General features: G+C 62.9%; 19 protein-coding genes and 1 tRNA gene. 5 read left to right on the plus strand and 15 right to left on the minus strand.

Going from position 1 to position 24,708, the window contains the following annotated elements; all coding sequences use genetic code 11:
* The first annotated feature begins 171 nt into the window (after positions 1 to 171).
* A complete protein-coding gene (locus tag E0502_RS03625) occupies positions 172 to 813 on the plus strand; it encodes a winged helix-turn-helix transcriptional regulator (RefSeq protein ID WP_161593697.1) in 642 nt (213 codons plus the stop codon).
* A 383-nt stretch (positions 814 to 1,196) separates the two neighbouring features.
* On the opposite strand, the gene E0502_RS03630 is transcribed toward E0502_RS03625, so the two are convergent.
* Positions 1,197 to 1,273, minus strand: a tRNA-Arg gene (locus E0502_RS03630).
* Positions 1,274 to 1,334: 61 nt separating this feature from the next.
* Between E0502_RS03630 and E0502_RS03635 the strand changes: the two genes are divergently transcribed.
* A complete protein-coding gene (locus E0502_RS03635) occupies positions 1,335 to 2,093 on the plus strand; it encodes a queuosine precursor transporter (protein WP_137676587.1) in 759 nt (252 codons plus the stop codon).
* A gap of 76 nt (positions 2,094 to 2,169) precedes the next feature.
* Here the strand turns inward: E0502_RS03635 and E0502_RS03640 are convergent, their stop codons facing one another.
* From E0502_RS03640 to E0502_RS03695, 12 genes are all read right to left on the minus strand, one after another.
* Positions 2,170 to 5,088, minus strand: a complete 2,919-nt coding sequence (locus E0502_RS03640) for a TonB-dependent receptor (RefSeq protein WP_137676588.1) — start codon at positions 5,086 to 5,088, stop codon at positions 2,170 to 2,172.
* 136 nt (positions 5,089 to 5,224) lie between these two features.
* Positions 5,225 to 6,766 (minus strand): Ppx/GppA family phosphatase, encoded by a 1,542-nt coding sequence (locus E0502_RS03645; RefSeq protein WP_137676589.1) that lies wholly within the window; start codon positions 6,764 to 6,766, stop codon positions 5,225 to 5,227.
* Complete coding sequence (locus E0502_RS03650; protein ID WP_137676590.1) at positions 6,766 to 8,922, minus strand: RNA degradosome polyphosphate kinase; 2,157 nt, start codon at positions 8,920 to 8,922, stop codon at positions 6,766 to 6,768. The genes E0502_RS03645 and E0502_RS03650 overlap by 1 nt, the downstream gene beginning before the upstream one ends.
* Positions 8,923 to 9,062: 140 nt before the next feature.
* Positions 9,063 to 10,061 (minus strand): P-type DNA transfer ATPase VirB11, encoded by a 999-nt coding sequence (gene virB11, locus E0502_RS03655; protein WP_137676591.1) that lies wholly within the window; start codon positions 10,059 to 10,061, stop codon positions 9,063 to 9,065.
* 7 nt (positions 10,062 to 10,068) lie between these two features.
* Positions 10,069 to 11,214 carry a TrbI/VirB10 family protein gene (locus E0502_RS03660; protein ID WP_240048843.1) on the minus strand — a complete coding sequence of 382 codons (1,146 nt, stop codon included), beginning with the start codon at positions 11,212 to 11,214 and terminating at the stop codon, positions 10,069 to 10,071.
* A gap of 13 nt (positions 11,215 to 11,227) precedes the next feature.
* Complete coding sequence (locus E0502_RS03665) at positions 11,228 to 12,016, minus strand: TrbG/VirB9 family P-type conjugative transfer protein (protein WP_137676592.1); 789 nt, start codon at positions 12,014 to 12,016, stop codon at positions 11,228 to 11,230.
* The gene (locus E0502_RS03670) at positions 12,013 to 13,242 is read right to left on the minus strand and encodes a TrbL/VirB6 family protein (RefSeq protein WP_137676593.1); all 1,230 of its coding nucleotides are present in this window, start codon (positions 13,240 to 13,242) and stop codon (positions 12,013 to 12,015) included. Before E0502_RS03670 ends, E0502_RS03665 begins: the two co-directional genes overlap by 4 nt.
* Positions 13,239 to 15,674: a VirB4 family type IV secretion/conjugal transfer ATPase gene (locus E0502_RS03675; RefSeq protein ID WP_137676594.1), complete on the minus strand. Its 2,436-nt coding sequence runs from the start codon at positions 15,672 to 15,674 to the stop codon at positions 13,239 to 13,241. Before E0502_RS03675 ends, E0502_RS03670 begins: the two co-directional genes overlap by 4 nt.
* A gap of 43 nt (positions 15,675 to 15,717) precedes the next feature.
* A complete protein-coding gene (locus E0502_RS03680; RefSeq protein ID WP_137676595.1) occupies positions 15,718 to 16,002 on the minus strand; it encodes a VirB3 family type IV secretion system protein in 285 nt (94 codons plus the stop codon).
* A gap of 19 nt (positions 16,003 to 16,021) precedes the next feature.
* Positions 16,022 to 16,333 carry a TrbC/VirB2 family type IV secretion system protein gene (locus E0502_RS03685; protein ID WP_137676596.1) on the minus strand — a complete coding sequence of 104 codons (312 nt, stop codon included), beginning with the start codon at positions 16,331 to 16,333 and terminating at the stop codon, positions 16,022 to 16,024.
* Positions 16,334 to 16,975 (minus strand): lytic transglycosylase domain-containing protein, encoded by a 642-nt coding sequence (locus E0502_RS03690; RefSeq protein ID WP_240048844.1) that lies wholly within the window; start codon positions 16,973 to 16,975, stop codon positions 16,334 to 16,336. It abuts the gene before it with no gap.
* Positions 16,976 to 17,057: 82 nt separating this feature from the next.
* Positions 17,058 to 20,084: a DUF2339 domain-containing protein gene (locus E0502_RS03695; protein ID WP_137676597.1), complete on the minus strand. Its 3,027-nt coding sequence runs from the start codon at positions 20,082 to 20,084 to the stop codon at positions 17,058 to 17,060.
* Between the two features lie 104 nt (positions 20,085 to 20,188).
* Here E0502_RS03695 and E0502_RS03700 point away from each other — a divergent pair, with 104 nt between their 5' ends.
* Complete coding sequence (locus E0502_RS03700) at positions 20,189 to 20,800, plus strand: TetR/AcrR family transcriptional regulator (RefSeq protein ID WP_137676598.1); 612 nt, start codon at positions 20,189 to 20,191, stop codon at positions 20,798 to 20,800.
* Positions 20,801 to 20,850: 50 nt separating this feature from the next.
* Positions 20,851 to 21,618: a Crp/Fnr family transcriptional regulator gene (locus E0502_RS03705; RefSeq protein WP_137676599.1), complete on the plus strand. Its 768-nt coding sequence runs from the start codon at positions 20,851 to 20,853 to the stop codon at positions 21,616 to 21,618.
* Positions 21,619 to 21,625: 7 nt separating this feature from the next.
* Here E0502_RS03705 and E0502_RS03710 read toward each other — a convergent pair whose 3' ends face one another.
* Positions 21,626 to 22,138, minus strand: coding sequence for a flavin reductase family protein (locus tag E0502_RS03710; protein ID WP_137676600.1), 513 nt, complete (start codon positions 22,136 to 22,138; stop codon positions 21,626 to 21,628).
* An 83-nt stretch (positions 22,139 to 22,221) separates the two neighbouring features.
* On the opposite strand from E0502_RS03710, the gene ribB reads away from it, so the two are divergent.
* Positions 22,222 to 23,493 (plus strand): 3,4-dihydroxy-2-butanone-4-phosphate synthase, encoded by a 1,272-nt coding sequence (gene ribB, locus E0502_RS03715; RefSeq protein ID WP_137676601.1) that lies wholly within the window; start codon positions 22,222 to 22,224, stop codon positions 23,491 to 23,493.
* A gap of 27 nt (positions 23,494 to 23,520) precedes the next feature.
* Here the strand turns inward: ribB and E0502_RS03720 are convergent, their stop codons facing one another.
* The gene (locus E0502_RS03720; RefSeq protein ID WP_137676602.1) at positions 23,521 to 24,684 is read right to left on the minus strand and encodes an acyl-CoA dehydrogenase family protein; all 1,164 of its coding nucleotides are present in this window, start codon (positions 24,682 to 24,684) and stop codon (positions 23,521 to 23,523) included.
* Positions 24,685 to 24,708: the final 24 nt, after the last annotated feature.

Below are 24,708 nucleotides of genomic sequence, written 5' to 3' on the forward strand. Positions count from 1 at the left end.
TGGTCTTGTGCCCAATCATGAAGGCAAGGATAAGGCGCCAGCACGTGCCGGCTAGTCACATATCTGGACCGGTCATCGCCATTTGTCGCCAGCTGTGACAATGTAAAGCTGGAGGGAATGCCCATGCCATCCCAATTTGGCCAGTTCTGCCCCGTTGCCCTGGCATCCGAAGTGCTGACGCAAAAATGGATGCTGTTGATTCTTCGCGAGCTCAATGCGGGGGCCACCCGCTTCAACGAAATCCGCCGGGGAGTTCCACGCATCTCTGCCACGCTGTTGAAGCAGCGGCTGCTCCAACTCGAAAGCGCTGGAATTGTTTCGCGAAGACCGTTCGGTCCCGATGGGCATGAAGAGTACATCCTGACTGAGGCCGGATCGGAATTGAAACCTATACTTTCGGCTGTAGGAACCTGGGGCCAACGCTGGGCGCGGGACATTGAGAAGGAAGACCTTGATCCGGCCTGGCTGGTTTGGGCCATGCACCGGCGGATCGACACGGCGGCCATGCCCAAGGGCCGGACCGTGCTCGCACTTTACTTCAGGGACGCCCCGAAAGACCACCGCTTGTTCTGGCTTGTTTGCGAACACCCTCGCGTTGACGTCTGCATCAAGCCTCCCGGGTTCGATGATACCCTTCGCATCGAGACCGATGTAAGGACGATGGCTGAAATCTGGCGTGGCATTCGCCCAATTGGCGAGGCCCTGTCGGAAGGAAGCTTGATTATTGAGGGACCCTCAACCTTAGTTGGGCTGGCGCCCCGATGGTTTCTGCTGAGCGTTTTTGCCGGGATCAAGCGCGCTGCTGGACATTAAACGCAATTGGGCCGTCGCCACGCTGTCGGCCTTTGGGTCGTTAGCGGACTATCCATCAGCGGGTGCTACGCTGCTCATTGGTTCGCCGGATGTCCCTGCAAGGCAATTCACGAATCCTGAAATTCTGCCGACATGCGGAATTGACGCGTGGCAGGATTGTCCTCGTCGCTGCGCTCCTCGTTCATCTGCGCGCCTGCGGCGCTCCAAATCCGAACAAGCTTCATGCCTTTAGGGCCCACCACCCGACCCTGCGGGCCGGTTGGCGCGCCCGGCAGGACTGTCCTCGTCGCTGCGCTCCTCGTTCTTCTCCTCAGCCTGCGGCTGCTCCGAATCCGAACAAGCTTCATGCCTTTGGGGCCCACCACCCGGCCCTGCGGGCCGGTTGGCGCGCCCGGCAGGACTCGAACCTGCTACCTCAAGATTAGAAGTCTCGCGCTCTATCCAGATGAGCTACGGGCGCGCGCCGGATGCGGCCATACCGTGCTTTGCGCCGCTCGCAAATGGCGATAAGTGCTGCTTCCATGGAAAGCCCTTTACAACGTATCGACACAAGCAGCACCAAGCAGCGCCGCTTCCGGTATTTCGATATCGTGATGGCGGCGTTTGTCGCCATCCTGCTGCTGTCGAACGTAATCGGCGCAGCGAAACTGTCCGCCGTCGAAGTGGCATGGTGGCCGCAGGGCTGGTGGCCCGCACCGGAGGGGGCCTTCATTTTCGGCGCGGGCATCCTCTTTTTCCCGGTCAGTTATGTGATCGGAGACATCCTGACCGAGGTTTACGGCTACCAGCGCGCGCGGCGGTGCATCTGGGTCGGCTTTGCCGCGATGGTCTTCATGGCGTTCATGTCGTTCGTCGTGGTGGCGCTCCCCCCGGCGGATAGCTGGGACGGTCAGGCGGCCTATGAAAGCGTTTTCGGGCAGGTTCCGCGGATTGTCCTTGCTTCGATCCTGGCGTTCTGGGCCGGCGAATTCGTCAACGCATTCGTGCTCGCGAAGATGAAAGTGTGGACCGCCGGCAAAGCGCTGTGGAGCCGGACGATCGGCTCCACGGTGTTCGGCCAGGCGGTGGACAGTGCAATCTTCTATCCGGTCGCGTTTCTTGGCGTGTGGGACACGCGCGACGTGCTGCTGGTGATGGTCACCAACTGGGCTTTGAAGGTCTTGTGGGAGGCTGTGCTGACGCCGGTTACCTATCTCGTGGTGAGCAAGCTCAAGCGGGCGGAGGGGATCGATATCTACGACACCGGGACCAATTTCTCCCCCTTCGCAAAATCGGAATAGAGCAAGTACCCCTGCGCCAAACGGAAAAGGCCGGGCGTGATGGCCCGGCCTTTCCCTTGTTACGCCGATTGGTGGATCAGAAATCGATACCGACCGCGATACCATAGCGGCGCGGGTCGAGCGTAAAGATGTTGGTGAACAGGCCCGAAGAAGCATCGGTGACATACAGGCCCGTGGTCGAGTTGCTGTCGAAGATGTTCTGTACGAAGGCCCTGGCATACCACTGCCTGTCCGGACCGTTCAGCTGGATTTGCGCATTCGCCTGAACGAATGGCTCCAACCGGTTGACCCGGCCGTTGAACACATTGCCGTATTGCTCACCGGTGAAGGCCACATCGAAGCGCGGGACCAAAGACATCCCGTTATCGAAATCATAGGTGTATTGCGCACCCACCGAGGCTTTCATCTCAGGCGCCTGCGGCAGCTTGTTGCCTTTCAGGTTCACTTGTACGCCCGGGCTGAGGACGTTGATCGGACCGAAAAGCGCCGCCGCAGGTCCAGCTGCCGCATTGGCAAGGTTCTGGCAGATACTGAACGCTCCGCGGGATGCGATGCCGCTATCCCCCGGGAAAGCCGTCGTGGGTCCCAACAATCCGGGTTGCCCGACGGCATTGCTGACGAAGTCATTGACGAAATTGACAAATGCATTCGCATTGTCGCCTTGCACGGCGCACAGCGCACCATTGGTGATGTCCTTGATGATCACCGCATTCGGATCGCCGCCGCCCGGATCGCGCGGATTGGAGAAGAACTGGTCACCGGCAACCTCGGCATTGAGATAGCTGAAGTTGATGTTGAACAGCCAGCGGTCGCTCGGCTGGATCAGCGATTCAAGTTCAAGGCCCCAGACATTGGCATCGATCGTATCATTGACCGATGTCCGCGCGATAATGCGGCTGAGCTGCAGATCGCTGTATTTGTAGTAGAACGCGGTCGCGTTGAGCTGCAGCGCGCCGTTGGCGAAAGTGTTCTTCGAACCGATTTCAAACGCGTCGATCGATTCCGAACCGAAGCTGTCCGGCACAGCGAAAATCGGCTGCAGGGGCGGGTTGATCCCGCCCGATTTGTAGCCGCGCGAGTAGGATGCATAGAGCAGATTATCCGGCGAAATCTGGTAGTCGAGCACCACGCGGCCGGTAATCTCGTCGAATGCCACCGAACGCTGCTGAACCAGTTGATTGCCCGCAGTCCCGGGGTCCGCATCGAACGAACCAACGAACGGCGAGTCGAATGGATCGCCATCGTTGCTGTACGGGTTCAGGAAACTCGCCAGAGTGGAACGCGCAGAGATCGCCTTCTTGTCATCGTTGTAGCGCAGGCCGGCTGTCAGCTTCAGGCTATCGGAGATGTCGAAATAGACCTCTCCGAAAATGCCGTAGCTTTCCAGCTTGAAGTCCTGCGTGTTGTTGCGGAAGAACGATGTCGCCAGATAGCTCGGCGGAAGACCGCCGCCCAGGCTGGTAAACGAACCCAGCACACCGGTGATATAATCGATGGCAAAGGCATTCACGTAATAGCTGTTCTCCAGAACTTTGGAGTCAGCATAGATGCCGCCGAGCAGGAAGTTGAACGGACCATCGAAATCCGATGAAATGATCAGCTCCGCCGACCAGGATTCATTTTCCTGATTGGACCGGTCGAACTGGGTTCCGTCCGGGGTACAGACCCGGAAGCCCTCGAATGCACCGCGATTGTCGAGCCGCGTGTCGGAAACACACAGATTGCCGTTACCATCGAACAAGGCATCGGTGATGGGTTGGAAATAGGATGCGACAGCTGGACCGACGACCAGCGGATTGGCGAAAGTATTCAACGTGCCGAAGGCAAGCGCAGCATTGGGGATTTCGCCCACGCCGAGGTTGTAGTCCTGCCGCGAGTCGACACTGGTTTCCTGGTACATGCCCGAGAGCCCGACGTTGATCGCGCCGAAATCATGCTCGATATGGGCCCAAATCTGCAATTCGTCGGCGAAATATTCCGGCGTGAACTGCGTGTTCACCGTCCGAACATCGGCAGGCTCCTGAAAATTCGCATAGGCGTCAGGGCCATACAGGCTGTTCAGACCGAAGGTTGACGGGATCCCGTTAATGGCGAGGAATTCGGATGAACCCAGCGTACCGGTAAAGGTCGAATTGGAATTGGTCTTGTCGAAATCGCGACGGTTGTTGAGACAGCCGAGCACGCCGGTGGGATCGCGCTGACACTGCTGCTTCTGAATCCGCAGACGATTGTCGTTTTCGCGGAAGTAGTAGCCCATCAGGTCGATGGTCGTATCCGGGCCCGGTTCGAACCGCAGCGAGCCGCGGATGGCGTACATATCGCGGTCATCGATATCGTTGCCGTCGAACAGGTTGTTCGTGTAGCCGTCACGCTTGAGATAGAAGCCCGCCACACGTGCACCGATCGTCTCGCCGATCGGCACATTGATCATGCCCTTGGCCTTCATGCTGTTGTAATTGCCGTATTCGAATTCGGCCTTCCCGCCGAAACCGGACAGGTCGGGCTTGGCGCTGACCACATTGACCACGCCGGAAGTCGCATTTCGTCCGAACAGCGTGCCCTGCGGACCGCGCAGGACTTCGATCCGCTCGAGATCGAAATATTCGGTCTCGAACAGCCGCGTGCCGAACAACGGTGCAGAGTTCAGATGGATGGCGGTCGCGCTGTCGCAGCTGACGCCGACGCAAAGATCGCCAATCCCGCGGATGGTGAAACTGGACGCGGTAAAGTTGCTCTTGGTGAAGGATACGTTCGGCAGGGTCAGCTGCAGATCGCTGGCGTTCTCGATTTGCTGCGCTTCGAGCGATTCGGCGGAGAATGCGCTAACCGCGATCGGAACCGCCTGCAGGCTTTCGGCCTGGCGCTGCGCGGTAACAACGATTTCACCGGGTTTGAAACGTGGTGCCGTTTCTGTGTCCGTTTCGTCCTGAGCGTATGCTGGAACGGCAAGCACGCAACCCGCGATGCCGGCAAGCAAGGTGGCCTTCACCCTCATAGTCCTCTCCCATGTTATGGCCGTCTGTTGCAGCCTGTAAGATGGAAGCTAAGCCAGTTGATGGGCATCTGGCAATAGGATTACGCAAAACACTGCGCTCAGGCGCGAATAATTAGCCGTTACCGCAGCTGTACGCCTACTTTGCATAGGCCTGAGCGCGCGCCGCGCCGGCATCTTCGATCGGGCGGAATTCCGGTTCCAGCCCCAGCCGCCCGGCGAGCAGATCGAGATCCTTCTCGTTGGGGATGCCGAACAGCGGCGTGTGGCTGTGTTCGATCGAGAGCACCAGTTTCCGGTCGTCTTCGACCTGCAAGCTGCTGAGCTGGAAGAGCGTGCGGGACCGCGCGCCAAGCCGGCGGCACAGCCGTATTGCCAGCCCCCAGCAAATCGCCGCCTCTATCGCATCGGGTGAAGCGAGCACTTTCACCGCATCGGGCATGTCGCAAACATTTCCGTTGGCTGAAACCGTTGCAGCCATCAGTGCCCGATCCGATGCAGAGACGGAAATCCAGCGTTTATGGAGCGCCCATTCGATACCCAGATCGATCCGCAGATTGGGCTCGATCTGCATGGAAGACAGCGCCAGCATGGTAGCCGCCAGCCGCAATCTTTCGCTGCCGTGTCCACTTGCCGGAACGGCGGCGGCCGTCCAGCCAGCCACGCGAGTGGCGAGGACCGGCGGGCATCCGCGCAAGCTGGCAAATTCGCCAACCCCGGCGAGCAGCGGATCCTGCTGCCGGGCATGCGGCTCGAGCCCGGAATAGAGCACGCCTTCTCTCAGGCCCCAGGAAGAAAAAACGATCTTGTCGGGCTGCAACCGGCTGAGCAGAACCAGCAGCAGAGTTGCGGCATAGGGCAGATTTTCGGACCGCATTTCGGATATCCGGGGCAGAGCGAGCAGGGTTCCGGGTTTCGACCGGGCGATCGCGCGTGCGAGGCCTTGCGCTTCTTCGCCGGAGATACTGAAACCATGCGGGTCCGTCAGCGGATAATTGCGCTGCTCCATCGCGAACACCGCCATGGCCCGCCATGTCCCGCCAACAAGATACAGCGTCTGCCCGGTGGCAAACTGCGCACCGGCCCGATCGATCAGGTCTCCGATTGCCGCCGCGCTTGCCGCTTCGTCAGCACCGACAAGTGCGCGCAGGCGCAACGTGCCGAGCGGCATGGTGGCGCCGGCAGAGCAAGCATCGTCAGCGATCTGCACCAGCTCGAGGCTGCCCCCGCCGAGATCGGCTGCGATTCCGGTCGCGCCGGGAAAAGCGCCAATTACACCCATCGCGCTGGTTTCCGCCTCTTCTTCGCCCGACAGCAAGCGCGGCTCGAAGCCGAGCGCTGCGACCTGTGCGAGGAATTCCGGCCCGTTGCTGGCTTCGCGCGGGGCTGCGGTGGCAACGACATCGATCTTGGTCACGTCGAGATCGCGCAGGAGCAAGGCGAAGCGGCGCAATCCGCGCATGGCCAGATCGATTGCTTCGTCCGCCAGCCGTCCGGTCTCACCGATTTCGCGGCCCAGAGTAGCGGTCACTTTCTCGTTGAACAGCACAACCGGCGCGCGCGGCGAACCGCCGTAGAGCACCAGCCTGACGGTGTTCGAGCCGATATCGATGATCGCACGCGACACGCGATTGCCGGAAAATGCCCCCTGCCTGTCCGCGTGCCGCCGGCCCAGCGCCATCAAACAGCGCCCTTGCGCAGCGCGAGTTGCGGGACCGCCCCGGCCTCCAGCGCACCGCCGCGCCCCGACAGCGACGGATTGGTCATGAAGTAACGGTGGCAATTGAACGGTTTTTCACCCGGCCCGGCGCGCTGATAGCTGCCATCGCTCTGTTGCTCCCAGCTTTGCTCCGTATCGAGCAAATTGGCGAGGAGGACCTGTTCGAGCACCTGGTCGCGCACCGTCTTGTTGCGGATCGGAACCATCACTTCCACCCGCCGGTCAAGGTTGCGCGACATCGCATCGGCCGAGGTAATATAGACCTTGGACTTGCTGCTCGGGATTTCCTCTCCGTTGGCGAACGCCCAGATCCGGCTGTGTTCGAGAAACCGGCCGATGATCGATTTGACCCGGATGTTTTCCGACAGGCCGGCAATGGCCGACCGCAGGCAGCATATCCCGCGGATCACCAGCTGGATTTCGACGCCCGCCTGCGATGCGGCATAGAGCCGGTCGATCACCCCCTGATCGGTCAATGAATTGAGCTTGGCCCAGATTGCCGCCGGTTTTCCCGCCTGCGCATGGGCGATTTCTTTATCGATCCGGTCATACAGTTTCTCACGCAATCCGATCGGAGAAACCGCCAGCTGGCCGGTCTTGCGCGGCTCGATATAGCCGGTCACGAAGTTGAACAGCCGCGCAGCATCGCGGCCCAGTTTCGGATCGGCGGTGAAGAAGCTTAGATCGGTATAGATCTTGGCCGTTACCGGGTGATAATTGCCGGTCCCGAAGTGGCAATAGGTGCGATAGCCCGCCCCTTCCCGGCGGACCACCATCGACACCTTTGCATGGGTCTTCCAGTCGACGAAGCCATAGATGACCTGCACCCCTGCCCGCTCCAGTTCGGATGCCCACAGCAAATTCTGTTCTTCGTCGAACCGAGCCTTGAGTTCGACCACAGCTGTGACCGATTTGCCCGCTTCGGCTGCCGCAATCAGCGCTGCGATGACGGTCGACTGGCTGCCTGCGCGATAGAGCGTCTGCTTGACCGCCACGACATCGGGGTCCTGCGCTGCCTGACGCAGGAAATCGACCACCACTTCGAAGCTTTCATAGGGGTGGTGAATGATGATGTCTTTCTCGCGGATGGCGGCAAAGCAATCGCCGTCATGCTCAAGAATCCGCTCTGGATAACGCGGGCTGTAGCTGGAAAACTTGAGGTCGGGTCGGTCTTCCTCGACGATATCGGACAGACCTTCGACCCCGATCAGCCCGTCGGTCCGGATGATCGTCGTCTCGCTCGTCGCCAGCTGCTGGAGCAGGATATCCTCAGCGACCTTGTCGAAATCCTCTTCCATTTCGAGCTGGATAACCTGCCCCCGGCGGCGCCTCTGGATTGCGCTACGGAAGGTGCGGACGAGGTCTTCGGCTTCTTCCTCGATCTCGATATCACTGTCGCGCAGCACGCGGAACGCGCCATCGCCTTCGATCGTGAAGCCGGGAAACATATGGTCGGCAAAGCGGCAAATCAGCCGCTCGATGCTGATATAGACCGCTTTGTCGCCCGGAACGCGGACCCACCGCGGCAGCGCCGAAGGCACCAGCACCATTTCGACAATCTGCGCCCCGTCACTCTGACGCGTGAGCGTGAACAGCAGGCCGACCCCTTCATTCGCGACGAACGGGAACGGATGAGCCGGATCGAGCGCTTGCGGCGTCAGTATCGGCACGATCTCGTCGAGGAAATATTCTTTCAGGCGGTCATAGGATTCCGGATCGACCCGCACATTGTTGGCGATGTCGATCCCCGCTTCGCCGAGGAGGTCGCGCAGGGCGGCCCAATTGCCGCGTTGCTGGTGATTAATTTCCAGCACCGCTTCGCGGATCGCGGCAAGTTGCTGCGAAGGGCTGCGGCCATCGATGGCAACCCGCTCGATCCCGCGTTGCACCTGGCCGACCAGACCGGCGACACGGATCATCATGAACTCGTCGAGATTGCTGCCTGAGATCGACAGGAACCGCAGCCGTTCGAGCAGCGGGTAGTTCGCGTTGCGCGATTCCTCCAGCACCCTCGTGTTGAACGCCAGCCAACTCAGCTCGCGATTGATGTAGCGCTGCGGCGCTTCTTCCGAGGGCTCATAATGCTCGTCGAGTTTGGCCGCGATCTGGCTGCTCATAAGTCCTGAGCGGCCGTGCACCGCATCGTCGTTTGCGTGGATGATAGGCTTGTCGGTGATACGCGCCAGACCTCGTGAATATCCTCAACCTCTGGATGACACAGAACGGCGGTGTTCGCCAGACAGGAAAAGGCCGGCTGCTAAATCAGATCCTGACTCTTGGCGATTTGTGAAATACCGCGCTTGCCCGACGCGTCACGGCCCAATTGGACGATCACATCGATCACCGATGCGGCATAGTCGATGGTGTCGGTGCGGGTCAGGCCAATCCCGGTCTGCATGACCATGAGAGCCAATTGTTCGAGCGCACCGCGCAGCGAATTGGCATGAATGGTCGAGAAACTGCCGGGGTGGCCGGTGTTGATCGCGCGCAGGAAAGAAACCGATTCCGCCCCGCGCAACTCGCCCAGCACGATCCGGTCAGGACGCAGGCGTAGCGCCGCCTGGAGAAGTTCGTTCGCAGTGACTTTGGCCTCGCCCAGCTCCCCCTTCACAGCGACGAGGCCGACACCGTTTTCGCCGGGAAGCTTCAGTTCGGGCGTGTCTTCGACCAGCACCACCCGTTCTTCCCGCGGGATTTCGCCGAGCATGGCGTTGAGGAAAGTCGTCTTCCCGGTGGAAGTGCCGCCGGAAATCAGGATCGTGCGCCGCTGGCGGATCACCTCGCGCAGATAGGCAATCGGCTGCTGCTGCGCATCGGGCATCGCGTCCTGGCGCGGCGCAGCCAGCGGCCCCGCATCATATGCGTCCAGCGGCAAGTCGAGCCGGCGGTGACGGCGGATCGCCATGACCCAGTGCTTGCGCGCGGCGGGCGGCCCGCAGAACTGGATGCGCGCGCCGTCCGGCAGTGTCGCGCCGAGCAGCGGGTGCTCGCGATTGATGCCCTGATGGCTGACCCGCGCGACCTGTTCGGCGAGCCGCTGGACCAGCTTGTCGTCGATATCGGGCGTGTCGATTTTCTGCATGCCGGGCGATGCGGCGTCTTCGATCCACACCTCGCCCGGCCGATTGACCATGATCTCAGTAACAGTGTCCCGCTCGAGCCATTGGCGGAACGGTGCGAGATAGGCGTCGAGATAGACGCTGCGCTCTCCGGCGATCGGTTCGCTCTGCTGCAAGGGGTGGATGTCGGCGCTCACAGCCGCATCAGTCGACCGACGAGAAATCAAGATCGCGCGCGGTGAACACCCGGATCGGCGCGCCGACGCGAACGCGAATGACCGGGCCGATCTGCCCGTCCTGCTGCGCTGCGCTGGCCGCTGCCTGCCCGCCGCCGCCGAGAACGACGGAAGCACCGCCGGTGCCAATCGCGGACAACCCGCCGACCACGGAAAGCAGCATGGCCGAACCGAACCGCTGGAAGAAGCGCGAGTCCACATCGCCTTTGAGACCCGTCGTGCCGTCGAAACCGACCGCCGGAGATTGCAGGCTGACCGACGCACCATCGGGCCGGATGACCCGGTTCCAGATCACATAGGCGCGCTTCTGCCCGTTCTGCACGCCCGACTGGTACTGGCCGATCAGGCGGCTGCTGCGCGGGACGAGGACCTTGGTGCCATCGAAGCTGCGCACGTCCTGGCTCACCACGGCGCGGACATAGCCCGGCACATCGGTGTCGATCGCAGTCTCCAGGATCGCGGGAATCAGCGTGCCCTGCGTGACCGTGGTCGCCGGATTGACCATCGCCTTGGCTTGCGCGGTCGAACCGCCCACGCCGCCGACGCGGCTGGCGAAATCGGCAGCGGAATTGCCCGTCGCAACGGCAGCCGCCAGTGGCTCACCGGTGATTGCTGCGGCCGGCACTGCGACCGAACCGACCGGCGCGCCGCTCATGTCGAATACCAGAGTTGGCGTGGCATAGGGGTTGGCAGCCGCCACGGCGTAAGCGCCCGGATCGCGCGAGTAGATCGGCTGCGGCGCCGGATCGTAGCGATTGATATTCGGATTGGGCGCGACTGAACTGGTCACCGGCTGCTGGATCGGGATCTGCGAGACCGGAACCCCGCCGACCTGCGCGGGCTCAGTGCCGGCCTGCGCGGCGGGTGCCACCTCATCGCCGTCGGTGCGCGCACTGTTCATGCCCCAGAACGCCGCAAAGCCAAGCAGCGCGACAACTGCCACGCCCGCCGCCAGCCCGAAGCCGTCCGACGCGCCTTTGCGCTGGGTTACCGCCGGGTAGGAATTGCGGCTCGCAAGGTCGATGACCTCGGCTGTTTCCTGTTCACGCGGATCGGTGTCGTTGGCCACTCCGGTGCCGCCGTTCCTGGCGGGAAGACGCATTGCGAGACGCATAGCCTGCTACCTCCTATCGACCCGACTGCGCAAAGGCAGACGAGGCGGGTGTACGGACCGAACGGATCGGCCCTGTGTTGGTCAGCGTTGCGGAATCCTCCCCCGAACGCAGAATGATTTCGCGCGGCACGCCCTCGACGACGATCAAATCGCCGCGCACTACGAAGTTGACCGGGCCTTCCGTGCCGGCCTCGTCCTTGACCAGGATCGCCGGTACCGGCTGGCCGCTCGGCCAGGTCAGGAAAGTCGCCGCGCCGTTGTCATACGCCTGGCTCGGCAGCAGCTGGCGCACCCCTTCGCGCTCCCATTGGAAATTCAGCTCCGCCGGATCGACCACGGCATAGGGGTCCGTCGCCGCCGCAAGCTCGATGCTGGACGCGGTTTCGCGGACGACCCCGGCCATCTCCGGTTCTTCCGGCTCTTCGGCGTAAGTGAAGGTCAGCACGTAAAGCGGCTTTGCGCGCGGGCTCGCCACCAGGTCGAACAGATATGTCCGGCGATTGGTGATGACGGTCATATTGGTCGCAGCCGACGGCGACAGCGGTTTGACGAACAGAAGATTGGCGCGCTTGTTGGGCGTGACCTGCCATGCCGTACTGTCTCCGATCGCAACGTTTTCGATCTGCTCGTTTTCGCCGAATTTGATCGTCGCCTGGACTTTGGTCTGGCCTTCGATCCGCACCACCGTGTTGGGATCATAAAGCCGTTCGACCAAACGCGGGTCGTTCGCCATCGCGGGAGCCGCGAGAAGGACCAGAGCGGCCAGAGCAAGAGAGGGCGCGGGAAGTCCTGCGCGGATCATTTCATTTTCTCCGTTGAGCGGGCGAGTGCGCCGCTGTGCGCCGGGCGGAACCGGTTGCCGATCCCTTGAGCGCGTTGCGGCGCCGTCCTCGGCGATTGCGCCTGAGCGGCAGCTGAAGATGTCGCAAAAACCTTGCCGGTGCGCGGCTGCGCGGCAGACGAACCGGCCGCGTCATTGGCTGGCATGGCGGCGGGCACGCCCGACACGGCGATACGGCGCGGCGGGTTGGACAAGCCCGCTGCCTGCGCAGTCGATTGCGCAGTTTGCAGGCGCCGCGGCGCGGCAGCAGGTGCGCTGGCGGCAAGGCCCCGCTCGCTCACGCCCTGCTGCGGGACAAGGCCGAACACCCGCCAACCTGAAACCATGGTGGCGCTGACTTTCAGCACCATCACCATCAGCGCCGCGTGGACCGCTGCGATCAGGAAGAACGCCACCGCCGCACGGGCATCGACCTGACCAGGCACTTGCTGCAGGCTGGACAGGATCGGGATGCTGATCTCCAGCATGACACCCCCCGCCAAGACAGCGAACAGCGGGGTCAGCGCGAGCATCACCACACCCTTGAGCCAGCCGGTGAACAGGCCGCGCGTTGCCGGGAACAGCGCGAGCACCACGAAGATCGGGCCGAGCGCGACCAGCACCGCGAGGCCGATACGGGCGGTCACCAGCACGCCGACCGTACCGAGTAGCAGGATCATCGCGCCCATCCACAATAAGCCTTTGGGCGAGAAAGCGGAGATCTCCTCTCCGCTGGTCGCGCCGTAGCCCGAACCGTCAACCGGCTGAGCATTCTGCGGATCCTGCGTTGCCCGTTCGATCGCGGCAAACACCACGTCGAGCTTGTCGGCAAAGACAATCGTGGCCGAAGCATCGGTGCCGGACAGCGTCGTCGCGATCCAGTCCGGCGCGAGAATGGCGAGGTTCCAGACCACCCCCTGATACGCCGCCCAACTGGTGGCGAAGGTGACCACCAGCCCCAGCGTCATCATCCGCGGCACAAGCGATTTGATCGACAGATTGGTCCGCCCGAGCAACAGCGCGATGGCGAACAGCGCCACAAAAATGGCCAGCAGAATCGACAGTGTCGGCCCCATGGCGCCGCCGGGTGCGAACAGCCGTCCGAAGGCTGCCCCGGTCACTTCATTGGCGGTGCAATCGACGGCGCGCAGAGCTGCTGCGACACCATTGCCGACTTCCGCCTTGGCCTGATCGCATGCGGTGCTCATTCGGCGGCCTCCCACAGCCCGCCTTCGGGTGCTTCGGGGCCGAGGCCGGGCCATGTATGGCTGGTCAGCGCGGGATACCATTCGCTTGGCTCGTCACCCACCGCTTCGCGCAGCAGGTCGAGCCGGCGAACCGAGGCTTCGCGGCCCGAAAGGATGGTCAGAACTTCGGGCGCGTTCGACAGATCCAGCCGCACCACCACGCTGGCGTCAGGCTGGCGGACAAGGAAGCAGCGGCTGTGCGCCGGCAGCGTACGGATAATCGACAGCTCGTGATCGGTCAGGCCGAAACCGTCGCAGTAATCCTCTGCGCGTGCGCGGCTGTTGGGCATGAAGATCATCGTCGCGGTCTGCTCGACCAGCGCGGTGGAGATGCGGCTGTCGAGCGCGTCGCGCGCCGACTGCGTCGCGAAACCGACCAGCGCATTGCGCTTGCGCAGCGTCTTGAGCCAGTCGCGGATACGCGCGGCGAAAACCTCGTCATCGAGCGCTTTCCAGCCCTCGTCGATCAGGATCATGGTGGGGCTGCCGTCCAACCGTTCTTCGATCCGGTGGAACAGATACATCATGGTCGGCGTGCGCAGCTTGGGATTCTCCAGCAGCGCAGTCATGTCGAAACCGAGCACACGGTTGCTCAGATCGAGCCGGTCCTGCGCATTGTCGAACAGCCAGCCGTTCTCGCCCCCGTTCCCGTTCTCTGCTCCGATCCATGCCGCGAGGCGGTCCGCCAGGTCTCCCGGCTGCGGACGGCGGGTGCCCGACAGCAATTCCTTGAAATGGCGCAGGCGGCGCAGCGAAGGCTCGTTCGAATAGGTCGCATCGACCGCTTCAGCGATGGTCGCGGCCTCTTCCGGCCCCTCGGCATTGAGCAGCACGCCCAGCCAGTCGCGCAGGAAAGCGCGGCTTGTCGGCGTATCGGGCAATGCCAGCGGATTGAAGCCGGTCGGCTCGCCCGCGCTGATCCGGTCATAGCGCCCGCCAATGCCGCGAATGAACAGCTCGCCGCCGCGATCCTTGTCGAACAGGATGGTGCGCGGGGCGAATTTCTGCGCCTGAGCGGCAAGGAAATTCATCACCACGGTTTTGCCAGAACCCGACGGCCCGATAACTGAGAAATTGCCTAGGTCGCCGTGGTGGAAATTGAAGAAGAACGGCGTCGCACTGGTGGTTTCGAGCAGCGTGACCGCATCGCCCCAGTGATTGCCATGCGCCTGCCCCAGCGCGAAACCATGCAGGCTGCCGAAGCTCGCCATATTGGCGCTCGAAATCATCGAGCGGCGCACGATATAGCCTTCGTTGCCGGGGAACTGCGCCCAGAAGGCGGGCTCGAGATTGGTATCCTCGCGCACGGCAATCGCGCCGGTATCGGCCAGCGCGGCAGCGCAGGCGGCACTGGCTTCATCGAGCCGCGCCAGATCGCTTTCGCGCACCAGCACCGACAAATGATGATCGCCGAAGCCGACCGCACCATTGCCCAGCTCGTCGCGCGCGTTCAGCATGTCGCCGCGCTCGGCCACGGCTTCCTCGTCGGCCGACCGCAGGCGGCGGATCGCAAGGTCCATCCGCTCGCGCGCGGTCTGGCGTTCGTACGGAGCGTAGCTTTCCGACACGATCATCTCGAACGGCAGCCGCAGCAGCCCGTCGAGCAGGCCGGGCGAAGTCGCGTCGGGATAGTCTTTCAGGCTGAGGATCGCGGAAAAATCCGGCTCGTGCGCGCCGCGCTGCTCCATCGCATCGAGCCCGAACGAAGTGCGGCGATAAGGCAGCATATGGCCGATATCGGTCTCGTCCGACGGTTTGAGAACCGGGCGCATCTCGCCATTGTAGAGCGCGCTGAGCAGTTCGAGTAGTTCGGAATTGGTCCGCCCTTCTTGCGCGTCGTACTCGCCCAGAACTGCTGCACCGTAGCTTTGCAGCGAAGCGACAAGACCGGTCGCCGCAGCCTTCAGTGCGCGCACATCCTTCGGATCGTAGGTATATTCAGCGTCGCGCTTGCGATTGAAGAATTTGGCCGCGCGTTCGGCGAGGCCCGCCTTGCCGCGCGCCGGGCGGCGGATCAGAGTTACAAACTGATCGTTGATGAACAGCGCGCCCTTGCCCAGCCGTTCCTTCCATCGCCGGTCGATATGCGCAGACAGTGGATCGTCGAATTCCGCGTCCAGCTCCACCTCCACCCGGCGGCGGATCACGTGGTGATACATTACGAACCGCGCGTCGAGGGTAGAGCGAAGCACCACTTCGCGGGTCGCGGCATGGGCGTTCAGCGCGATCGTGTCTTCGGTTTCGAACAGCAGGCCGGGAACCTGGATCGCGGTCATGACCGAACCATCGCGCAGCAAGAGCGTGTTCGCATCGATCAGCCGCGCATAGGGCAGCCGGTCGCCCGCGCGGGCTTCCTTCGCGCTCCAGGCTGCGGCTCCGATCCATTTGCTCATACGTCTCGACCCTCCAACAGGTCGCAATTCCGGTTTCTTGTTTTCACGGGGCGTAGCTGTTGCAGCCCCAGCGTTTCCAGTTCGGGACCCGTGGGCATTTGCTCACTTTCGTAATCCACAGGTCGAAAATGCGCGGTTCGCGCAAGCAGGCGAAATAGCCGATCACATGCATCACCAGCGCGCCGAGCAGCGACAGCCAGCTTTGAAAGATCAGGAACAGTTCAGTCGTCACCAGCATGTTGATGATGAAATAATTATACGTCACCCCGGCAAACATCTGCGGCCGCGTCAAAGCGCGGTGAACCGGGTGGCGGACGAGTGTGTCCATCGGGCTATCCATCGCCGCGTCAGCCCCCTGCCGCGCCCTGGATACCGGCTACGATCGAAGCCGCCCCGAACAGGATGAAGCAGCCGATGATCACCGTCGCGCCGAACCGCCAGTTAAGCCGGCCGGTCAGCATCATGAAACCGACAGCGGCGACAGCCATCACGGCCACGGCGGTCGCGACATTGCCCAGCAACGTTCCCTGCAGCCAGCCGAGTGCAGCGACAATCGGACCCGAACCCTGCGGGTCGGCGGTCTGGGCGAAGGCAGCGGTGGGAACCACGACCAGAACTTGGGCCAGCATCACGGCGGTCAGGCGGGAAAACGAATGCATCTATTCAACACTCCGGGAATGATTGGCGAGACGGCCCATGATGGCCGCGACATACAACTGGGTTTCACGAATGCGCGGGATACCATTCGCAGCGATCACGCGCCCCGGCCCCGCATTGTAAGCGGCGAGCGCCTTCTCCAGATCGCCGCCGAACCGGTCGAGCTGTTCGCGCAAGTAGCGTGCGCCGCCCTCCAGATTGGAGAAGGGATCATCCGGATCGACGCCCATCTCGCGCGCCGTGCCGGGCATCAGCTGGGCAAGTCCGCGTGCACCGGCATGCGAGACAGCGCCCGTCCGCCAGCGGCTTTCCTGCCACACCAGCGCTTCGATCAGCGCCGGGCTGAGATCGAACCGGCCCGCCAGTTCGTGCACCTTGGCGATATATTCTGCGGGAACCAGCCCGACGCCGGCAGCGACATCGGCGATCGATTCTTCAGGGACGATGAAATCGGCAGAAAGCTGCACCGGCGGCTGCGCGAGCATGACCGCAGTGCCCTGCCCGCCAGCGGACAGCACTTCCGGCCCGCCGGCCACCCAGCGGCTTTCCTCGCCATCGATTTCCAACACGTCCGCCCACCCCGGGGCGGCCGCCGATGCCAGACCTGCCATCAGGGCAAGTCGGAGCCCCGACCAGAGAATCATTTCGGTCCCTCCGTCCAGTCCCGTCACATACCCTACATGAGACGCAGGTGACAGCAAACTGAACGCGAACAGAAATAGGGCTTTAGCCTTGGCCCCCTGGCTGCGCGCGCCGCAATTGCCGTGTGTAGAACCACCCGATCCCGATCAGGCTGAACCCCAGCGCCATGAACGATGCAATCCGCGCCAGCCCTTCGAGTCCGGCGGCGTCGAACAGGAACACCTTGAGCACTGCGACGAGGATCAGCACCAGCGAACCGATGCGCCAGGTTCGGCTGTCCTTGTATGCGCCCCACCCGAGGAACCCGATTGCGAGCATGATGCCGAGCAGCGAACGGAGCAAATCTTCCGCCGCGCCAACCGGAGGATCGAGCAGGATTGATCCGGCAAATCCCTGTCGCAGGAGGCCGAGCGAGAGCAGCACGATCAGCACCATGCTGGCTGCATCGCACACCCGCTGAAGCGGTTTGCCCTGCGCTTCGCCAAGGTGACGGAGCAGAGCGATCGAGCCCAGCGCAAGGCCGAAGGCCGGGACCAGCAGGTTTGCCACCGGCCACGGTCCGACCGCCTGCGCCACCAGCATCGGATTGTGCAACACCAGCGAATAGAGCGTGAAATGCGCGAGCGATGCCCCGGCCACCAGCCCGCCCGCCAAACGCGTTCCTGCGCGGCCTTCGGGCAGCTTCCACAGCATCAAGGCTGCACCAAGCAGCAGCGCTTGCCAAACCGTGCGTTCGGTCAGGCCATAAGCCACGAATTGTTCCGGCGTGACGATTGCGAAGAGCTGCTTGAACACGATATGGAACGCCACCATCGCCAGCACGCCAAAACCGAGTTGCAGCGGTACGCGTGCGTCGCCGTCCTCCTCGAACCGGGTGCGCGCGAGCACGCCCAGCGCCAGCATTCCCGGCAGGATCATCAGGCCAAGCTCGCTCCAGCCGACGACGTCGGCGATCATCATCGCCTCGCCGGTGAGCGACTGCGCGGCATGCATGGCCCATTTGGCCAATGGCTCCAGCGCCCAACCAGCGCTGATCGCCAGCGCGGTGAAGGCACCCGGCAAGCGTTTTTGCGGCAGCAGCGCAAGCGCCACGCCAGCCGACGCGATGAACCAGGCGAGCGCTTCACCCGGCAGGATCTGCGCGGCGAGGCCGTAAAACACTCCGACCGCCACGATCTCGCCCATCAGGCGGCTTGGCGTGATCGCCTTGCGCATGGCAAACAGGAGCGGCGGCGCGAGCAAGGCAAGCCAGCGCAGGAGCGACTGCCCTTCGAATTGCGCATCGCCCCATTCCACCAGACGGATGATCTCGCTGTCGCCGGTCGAGCCGATCGTGAACGCAACGGCGGCTGCGCCGAACGCGGCCCACGCCTGTGCTGACAGCCCCATCTGGTCCCGCTGGAAACCCAGCGCGAGGATGCCGCAGCCTACGATGGCCGGCGGGAACACCGCCGCCCACAGCGGTACGACGCACCAGCCGGCTGCTGTCACCAGCAGGGATGCCGCCGCAAGCGGGAACAGTGCGACGAACGCCACGTCCTCATCGCGAGCGGGCCAGCGCCGGGCCGCCGCAATCGCAGGTATCGCGGCAAATCCGAGCGCAAGCGCTGCGCGGCCATATTCGTTGAAGTCAAAATGGAACTGCACCCCGGCGATCAAAGCGAGGCCCAGCGGCATGATGACGAGCTGCGCAATATCGCTCCACCGCTCGCTTTGGCGCCAGACATGCGCCAGAGGCACAAGCGCGAAGATCGCTGTCAGCCCCGCGACCACTGCGACGAAAGCATCCGTCGGCGGGTCGTTCCACAGGCCGAGCATCCACAGCGACAGCAAGGCAGCGAAGCCGGTCGCCTCGCGCATGCGCGGCTCGCGCCAGGCGAAGAAAGCGAGCGCGGCGGCGAGCAGCAGGTAGAGCGACCAGGCGGCCGGATCATAGCCCGCGATCGACACCATCGCCGCCATCTGCAAGGCGGCAATGGCGGCGATGATCGCGCGCAGGATCGGGGGCGCTTCGGGACCGCCGGTAAAGGCCGGGATAACCGCACCGAGCAGCACGATATATCCGCCCAGCGCCAGAATATCGGTTGTGCCGGTGACCCCGCTGAACAGCATCAGCACGCCCCAGCCCAGCCCGCCCGCCAGCGCGGCGAGGCCGAGCCAGCTGCGTCCCTGCCGGTCACCCGCAAAGCTCAGCCCGCCGGTTACCAGCGCCAGATAGAGCGCGAGCAGCGGCAGGTTCGCGTCATCACTGTTGACCAGCACCGGGGCTGCAAAGCCGCCGACCAGGCCGAGGATCGCACTGGGCAATCCGAACCGGAACGACAGCGCAATGGCAGCCGCGGTGACAGCGGCGAGCCCGACAAAGGCAAGCCCCGGCCCGATCAGCCCGTACAGGCTGCCCGCCATGTAGAAACTGGCATAAAGCGTGGCGATGCCCGCCCCTGCCAGTGCTTGCCTGACGCGCGGATCGGCGAGGCGGTGTTCCTGACGATAGGCAAGTTCAGCGCCGGCCAGCAGGCCTGTACCGAACAGGAAACCCAGCGCGGTGCGTACGCTGGGGCCGAGCAATCCCTGCTCGATCGAATAGCGCACGAGAAAAAAGCCCGCGACCGCGAGCGCGACGCCGCCCGCCCAGATCGGCAGCAGGCGGCCAAACAGATCCTCGAAATCGAACCGCGGACCGCGGTAGCCCCGCGATGGCTCAACCTCTTCGTGATAACTCGGAGCGGGTGGCGCGGCGGCAGCACTGACCGTCTCTTCGGCCTGGCGCATGGCGGGGACAAGCTTCGGCTGTTTGGTTGCCTGAACGGGTGCGGGTTCGGGTTCGGGTGCGGGTTCGGGTGCGGGTTCGGGTGCGGGTGCGGCGACAGGCGCGGCTTGCGGTTGCGGCCTTTCCTCGGCGACCGTCTCCCGAGGCACTTCAGGGACAGCAGCCGGTGGCCCTTCGGCAGTCGGTTCGGGTCCCGCATCCTGCCTGGCACGCTGGCGCAGTGCCCATTCGAGCATTTCGAGCCGCGGCTCGACATTGCGCAGTTTGCGATCGAGCCGGTCGGCGCGGGTCCACAGGACGGCTGTGGCCAGACCAAGAACGAGCAGCAGGAATACAGTCACGCGGAATTCTCCCCAATCGCAATCGAAGCACGGGCTATCGCACAATTGAACATTGTTCAATATAAAAATTAGACAGCGTTCAATTGTCTGTTAAGGATGGCCCCATGGGACGCCGTTCTGATCACACACCGGGCGAACTGCGCGAACTGCTGCTGGCCACGGGTCATCAGCTGATGGGCGAAGTCGGCTACCCGCGCTTCTCTGGGCGTGAAGTCGCCAAGCGTGCGGGCTATTCGGTCGGGACAATCTACAATGTGTTCGGCTCGCTCGACGCGCTGCTGGCGGCGATCAACACGCGCACATTCACACAGTGGGCCGCATGGCTGCGCCAGGAGCTCGAAACCGGAGGCGAAGACCGCATCGCAAGCCTAGTCCGCGGATATTTCGGATTTGCCCTCGCCCGCCCGCTGCTGTGGTCGGCGATTTACGAACACAAGGTGCCCGAAGGCGAAGGATTGTCGGACGCTGATCTGGAAGGCCGTGCGGCACTGACCGGGATTGTCGAGCAGGAAGTCGCGGCAGTCCTGCCGCCTGACACCGCGCTTGATGTTGCCCGCTTCGCCCGGTCGCTCATTGCGTCGGTCCATGGCCATTGCAGCTATGTGGTCAGCGGCAGCTTCGCCTTGCTGGACGAGACCGACCCGGTCGGAAGTGCGCTGGAACGCGTGCGTGAATCGCTCGCCCATCACGGGGCCAAATCTGCGCCAATGTTATAAATATTGATGTCTGGCCGGAACAGAAGCCCGCTTCCAGCCTTGAGTAGGATATGAAGGATGAGCTTGAAAAGTATCCGCTGACCTGCCGCTTCCTGCAAGGCCGCCTGCGCCATGCAATGACCGAGCGCGAAAAGGAGATTTTCGAAAGCTCGATCGAGGATGTCCAGTCGTTCGACGACGATCACGTCGTTCTGCAGCGCGGCGTGGTGTGCGATTTCTCAACCATGCTGATTGAAGGTTTTGCCATCCGCTCGATCATCGAGAACAACCAGCGCCACGTTGTCGGCGTGCAGGTGCCCGGCGATTTCATGGATTTGCATGCCTACGCCCTGAAGCGGCTCGACCATGACCTGATTACCCTTGGGCCGGCCAAAATCGGACGTGTCTCGCACGATCGATTGAAAGATATCCAGCAGAGCGAACCGCATCTGGCGCGCCTGTTCTGGTTCTCCACTCTGCTCGACGCATCGATCCACCGCCAGTGGATCCTCAAGCTCCACCAGTTGAAGGCGAGCAAGCGCACGGCCCATCTGCTGGCGGAAATCTGGCTGCGGCTGGAACAGGTCGGTCTCTCGCAGCCGAACGGGTTCCGTTCACCCCTGACGCAGGCCGATCTCGCCGACATGTGCGGCACGACCCCGATCCATATGAACCGGTCGCTGGGGGAGCTGCGCAAGACGGGACTTGCCGAGTTCCGCCGGGGCAAGCTGGTGTGCAATGATCGCAAGGCGCTGGAGCGGATGGGCGATTTCGATCAGGCCTATCTGTATGGTGCAGGGGATCTGTTTATCGGCGATCTGGTCAACCGCGCGGCCTGACCGCGCATCAGTCCAGCGCGCCGAAGCGGGCAAAACCGCCTTCCATCCAGCCGAGCGGGTCGAGTTCCTCGCCCTCCGCCAGTTTCACGTCATAGGTGTTGCCGACAAACAGTTCGTGCGACCCGTGGACCAGCGTCGCTTCGACGCGGCAAAACAGGCTCGCCATCGCTCCGGGTAAATAGGGCATGGTGTCGGCATACTCCCACCTTCCGCTGGCGAAACGCGAGTCGCGCATCGAGGGGGTCGAGAACGGCTCGACCAGATCGCGGTGCCCCGTCCCCAGCAAATTGATGCAGAACCGGCCCGCCTGCTCGATCGAAGCGTGGCATTGCGACTGGCGATTGACCGCAACCAGCATGGAAGCCGGTTCCATCGACACCGGAATGACAGCCGAGGCGACCATGCCGACCGGCTCGTCGAGCGAGGGATCATGCGTCGTAACGATCGACACCGGCCCCGGCAGCCGGCGCATGGCCGAGCGCAATTGCTGCGCCAGATCGCCCGTTGCGGGATCGGTCATATCGCGCCCATTCCTCTAACTTTCACATTACAATGTGGACTGCGGCTTGCAGAATCACATTCGGATGCTTAGCGTCCTTCGCCATGAGTGAACTAACCATCCAGCAGCGCGTCCGCAACCTTGTCGATCAAGGGACCATGTCGCGCTCCGCCGTTGCCCGGGCCGCGGGCCTTCATGCCAACTCGCTGCGTGACTGCACCGAACCGCAGTGGAACCCCACCGCAGAAACGCTCGGCAAGCTCGAAGCCTTCCTCGAAGCGAATGACGACCGCCCGGTCCTCGCCAGCATCGAAGACATCATCGAGGAAGCGCGCAACGGCCGGATGTATATCCTCGTCGACGACGAAGACCGCGAGAACGAAGGGGATCTGATCATCCCCGCACAGATGGCGACACCCGCAGCGATCAACTTCATGGCAACGCACGGGCGCGGCCTGATCTGCCTGTCGATGACCAAGCAGCGCTGCCAGCAGCTCGGCCTAGAGCCGATGACGCGCGACAACCGGGAGAGCATGCAGACCGCTTTCACCGTGTCGATCGAAGCGCGCGAAGGCGTGACCACCGGGATCAGCGCGGGCGACCGGGCGCGCACGATCAGCGTGGCGGTGGACAGTTCCAAGACCGCCGATGACATTGTCACCCCCGGACACGTCTTCCCGCTGACCGCGCGCGACGGCGGGGTCCTGGTGCGGGCCGGCCACACCGAAGCGGCAGTCGACATCTCTCGGCTTGCCGGGCTCAATCCGTCCGGCGTGATCTGCGAGATCATGAACGAAGACGGCACCATGTCGCGGCTCGACGATCTGGTCAGCTTTGCGCGCAAGCATGATCTGAAGATCGGCACCATTCGCGATCTGATCGCCTATCGTCTGCGCAACGATCATCTGGTCGAACGCGTCAGTGAAAGCAGCCTGAAGTCGGATTACGGCGGCGAATGGCGCGCGATGACCTATCGCAGCAAGGTGTCCGGCGCGACGCATGTGGTGCTGCAGAAAGGCCATGTCGATCCTGACAATCCCACGCTGGTGCGGATGCACGCGATCTCGATCTTCGACGATGTGCTGGGCCAGTCAGGCCCGAAGAAGCGCCAGCTGCAACGTTCGATGGCCGCCATCGGAGAGCGCGGAAACGGCATGATCGTGCTGATCATGCCCGACCGGCCGGAGAAGCTGCAGGCCGAAATCGGCCGCCACCCGCCGGGCGAAGGCGAGTTGCGCGATTACGGCATCGGCGCGCAGATCCTGGTCGACCGCGGGGTCAGCGAAATGGTCCTGCTGACCGACAGCGACCGCACTGTGGTCGGGCTGGAAGGCTACGGCCTCAGCGTCGTGGGGCGCGAGTCCATACCGGACTGATCCGGGTTACAGCCTAAGCTCCATTCGTCACATCGATCTGGCGATCACCATCTTCATGACTTCGTTGGAGCCGCCAAAGATGCGGGTGATGCGGCAATCGCGGTACATCCGGGCGATCGGGTAATCGTTGATGAAGCCTGCCCCGCCGTGGAATTGCAGGCACTTGTCGACCACTTCGCCCTGCAGCTCCGTGACCATGAGTTTGGCCATGCAAGCTGTCGGCACGTCGAGCTCGCCCTTGAGGTGCAAGGCGATGCAGTGGTTGACGAACACCCGCGCCGCAGTGCCGCGCGCATTCAGCTCTGCGAGGGTGAACTGGGTGTTCTGGAAATCCCAGATCGTCTGCCCGAACGCCTTGCGGTCCTTGACGAATTCCAGCGTCACTTCGAGCGCTTTCTCGATGCCGGTCATTGCGCCCATGGCGATGATCAGCCGTTCCTGCGGCAATTCGCCCATCAGCTGGTAGAAGCCCTTGCCTTCCACCCCGCCAAGCACGTTTTCCGCCGGAACGAAGACATCGTCGAAGAACAGCTCGCTGGTATCGGCCGCGTCGAGCCCGATCTTGTCGAGCTTCTTGCCGCGCTGGAACCCTTCTGCGCCGTCGGTTTCGAGCAGCATCAATGAAATGCCCTTGGCCCTTTCCTTCGGGTCGGTCTTGGCGACCACGATGATGAAGTCTGCCGTCTGCCCGTTGGAGATATAGGTCTTGGCCCCGTTGATCCGGTAGCCATTGCCGTCCTTCAGCGCGGTGGTGGTGATGGATTGCAAATCCGATCCCACGCCCGGCTCGGTCATGGCGATGGCGCTAACCAGTTCGCCGGTGACCAGCTTGGGCAGGTATTTCTTCTTCTGCTCCTCGGTCCCGTGGCGCACGAGGTAAGGCAGGATGACGGTGTTGTGGAGCGAGGCTGCAAAGCCTTCCACCCCGTGTTTGGCCTGCTGATCGATCACCACCATGTCATGCCGGAAATCGCCGCCGTGGCCGCCGTATTCCTCCGGCACGGAGACGCCGAGCAGACCTGCGCCGCCCGCCTCGTTCCAGAACTCGCGCTCGACCTGGCCATCCTCGCGCCATTTCAGAATGCGCTTTTCCGGGGCATGCTGCTGGTAGAACTTGCCCACGGCATCGGCGAAGATCGAAATTTCCTCGTCTTCCATGAACTCGGGCTGGGGCACGTCGATGGCGGGCATGACTGATTTCCTCTCTCGATATGT

It is taken from the genome of Parerythrobacter lutipelagi (assembly GCF_005434975.1).
Lineage (GTDB): Bacteria > Pseudomonadota > Alphaproteobacteria > Sphingomonadales > Sphingomonadaceae > Parerythrobacter_A > Parerythrobacter_A lutipelagi.

What these genes read in the sequence shown, in the direction of transcription:
- E0502_RS03690 (WP_240048844.1), bottom strand. Translation starts at nt 16,975, where the DNA reads ATGATTCTCTGGTCGGGGCTCCGACTTGCCCTGATGGCAGGTCTGGCA.
- E0502_RS03650 (WP_137676590.1), bottom strand. Translation starts at nt 8,922, where the DNA reads ATGAGCAGCCAGATCGCGGCCAAACTCGACGAGCATTATGAGCCCTCG.
- E0502_RS03720 (WP_137676602.1), bottom strand. Translation starts at nt 24,684, where the DNA reads ATGCCCGCCATCGACGTGCCCCAGCCCGAGTTCATGGAAGACGAGGAA.
- E0502_RS03710 (WP_137676600.1), bottom strand. Translation starts at nt 22,138, where the DNA reads ATGACCGATCCCGCAACGGGCGATCTGGCGCAGCAATTGCGCTCGGCC.
- E0502_RS03660 (WP_240048843.1), bottom strand. Translation starts at nt 11,214, where the DNA reads ATGCGTCTCGCAATGCGTCTTCCCGCCAGGAACGGCGGCACCGGAGTG.
- E0502_RS03640 (WP_137676588.1), bottom strand. Translation starts at nt 5,088, where the DNA reads ATGAGGGTGAAGGCCACCTTGCTTGCCGGCATCGCGGGTTGCGTGCTT.
- E0502_RS03645 (WP_137676589.1), bottom strand. Translation starts at nt 6,766, where the DNA reads ATGGCGCTGGGCCGGCGGCACGCGGACAGGCAGGGGGCATTTTCCGGC.
- E0502_RS03670 (WP_137676593.1), bottom strand. Translation starts at nt 13,242, where the DNA reads ATGAGCACCGCATGCGATCAGGCCAAGGCGGAAGTCGGCAATGGTGTC.
- ribB (WP_137676601.1), top strand. Translation starts at nt 22,222, where the DNA reads ATGAGTGAACTAACCATCCAGCAGCGCGTCCGCAACCTTGTCGATCAA.
- E0502_RS03635 (WP_137676587.1), top strand. Translation starts at nt 1,335, where the DNA reads ATGGAAAGCCCTTTACAACGTATCGACACAAGCAGCACCAAGCAGCGC.
- E0502_RS03685 (WP_137676596.1), bottom strand. Translation starts at nt 16,333, where the DNA reads ATGCATTCGTTTTCCCGCCTGACCGCCGTGATGCTGGCCCAAGTTCTG.
- E0502_RS03680 (WP_137676595.1), bottom strand. Translation starts at nt 16,002, where the DNA reads ATGGACACACTCGTCCGCCACCCGGTTCACCGCGCTTTGACGCGGCCG.
- E0502_RS03665 (WP_137676592.1), bottom strand. Translation starts at nt 12,016, where the DNA reads ATGATCCGCGCAGGACTTCCCGCGCCCTCTCTTGCTCTGGCCGCTCTG.
- E0502_RS03705 (WP_137676599.1), top strand. Translation starts at nt 20,851, where the DNA reads ATGAAGGATGAGCTTGAAAAGTATCCGCTGACCTGCCGCTTCCTGCAA.
- E0502_RS03700 (WP_137676598.1), top strand. Translation starts at nt 20,189, where the DNA reads ATGGGACGCCGTTCTGATCACACACCGGGCGAACTGCGCGAACTGCTG.
- E0502_RS03675 (WP_137676594.1), bottom strand. Translation starts at nt 15,674, where the DNA reads ATGAGCAAATGGATCGGAGCCGCAGCCTGGAGCGCGAAGGAAGCCCGC.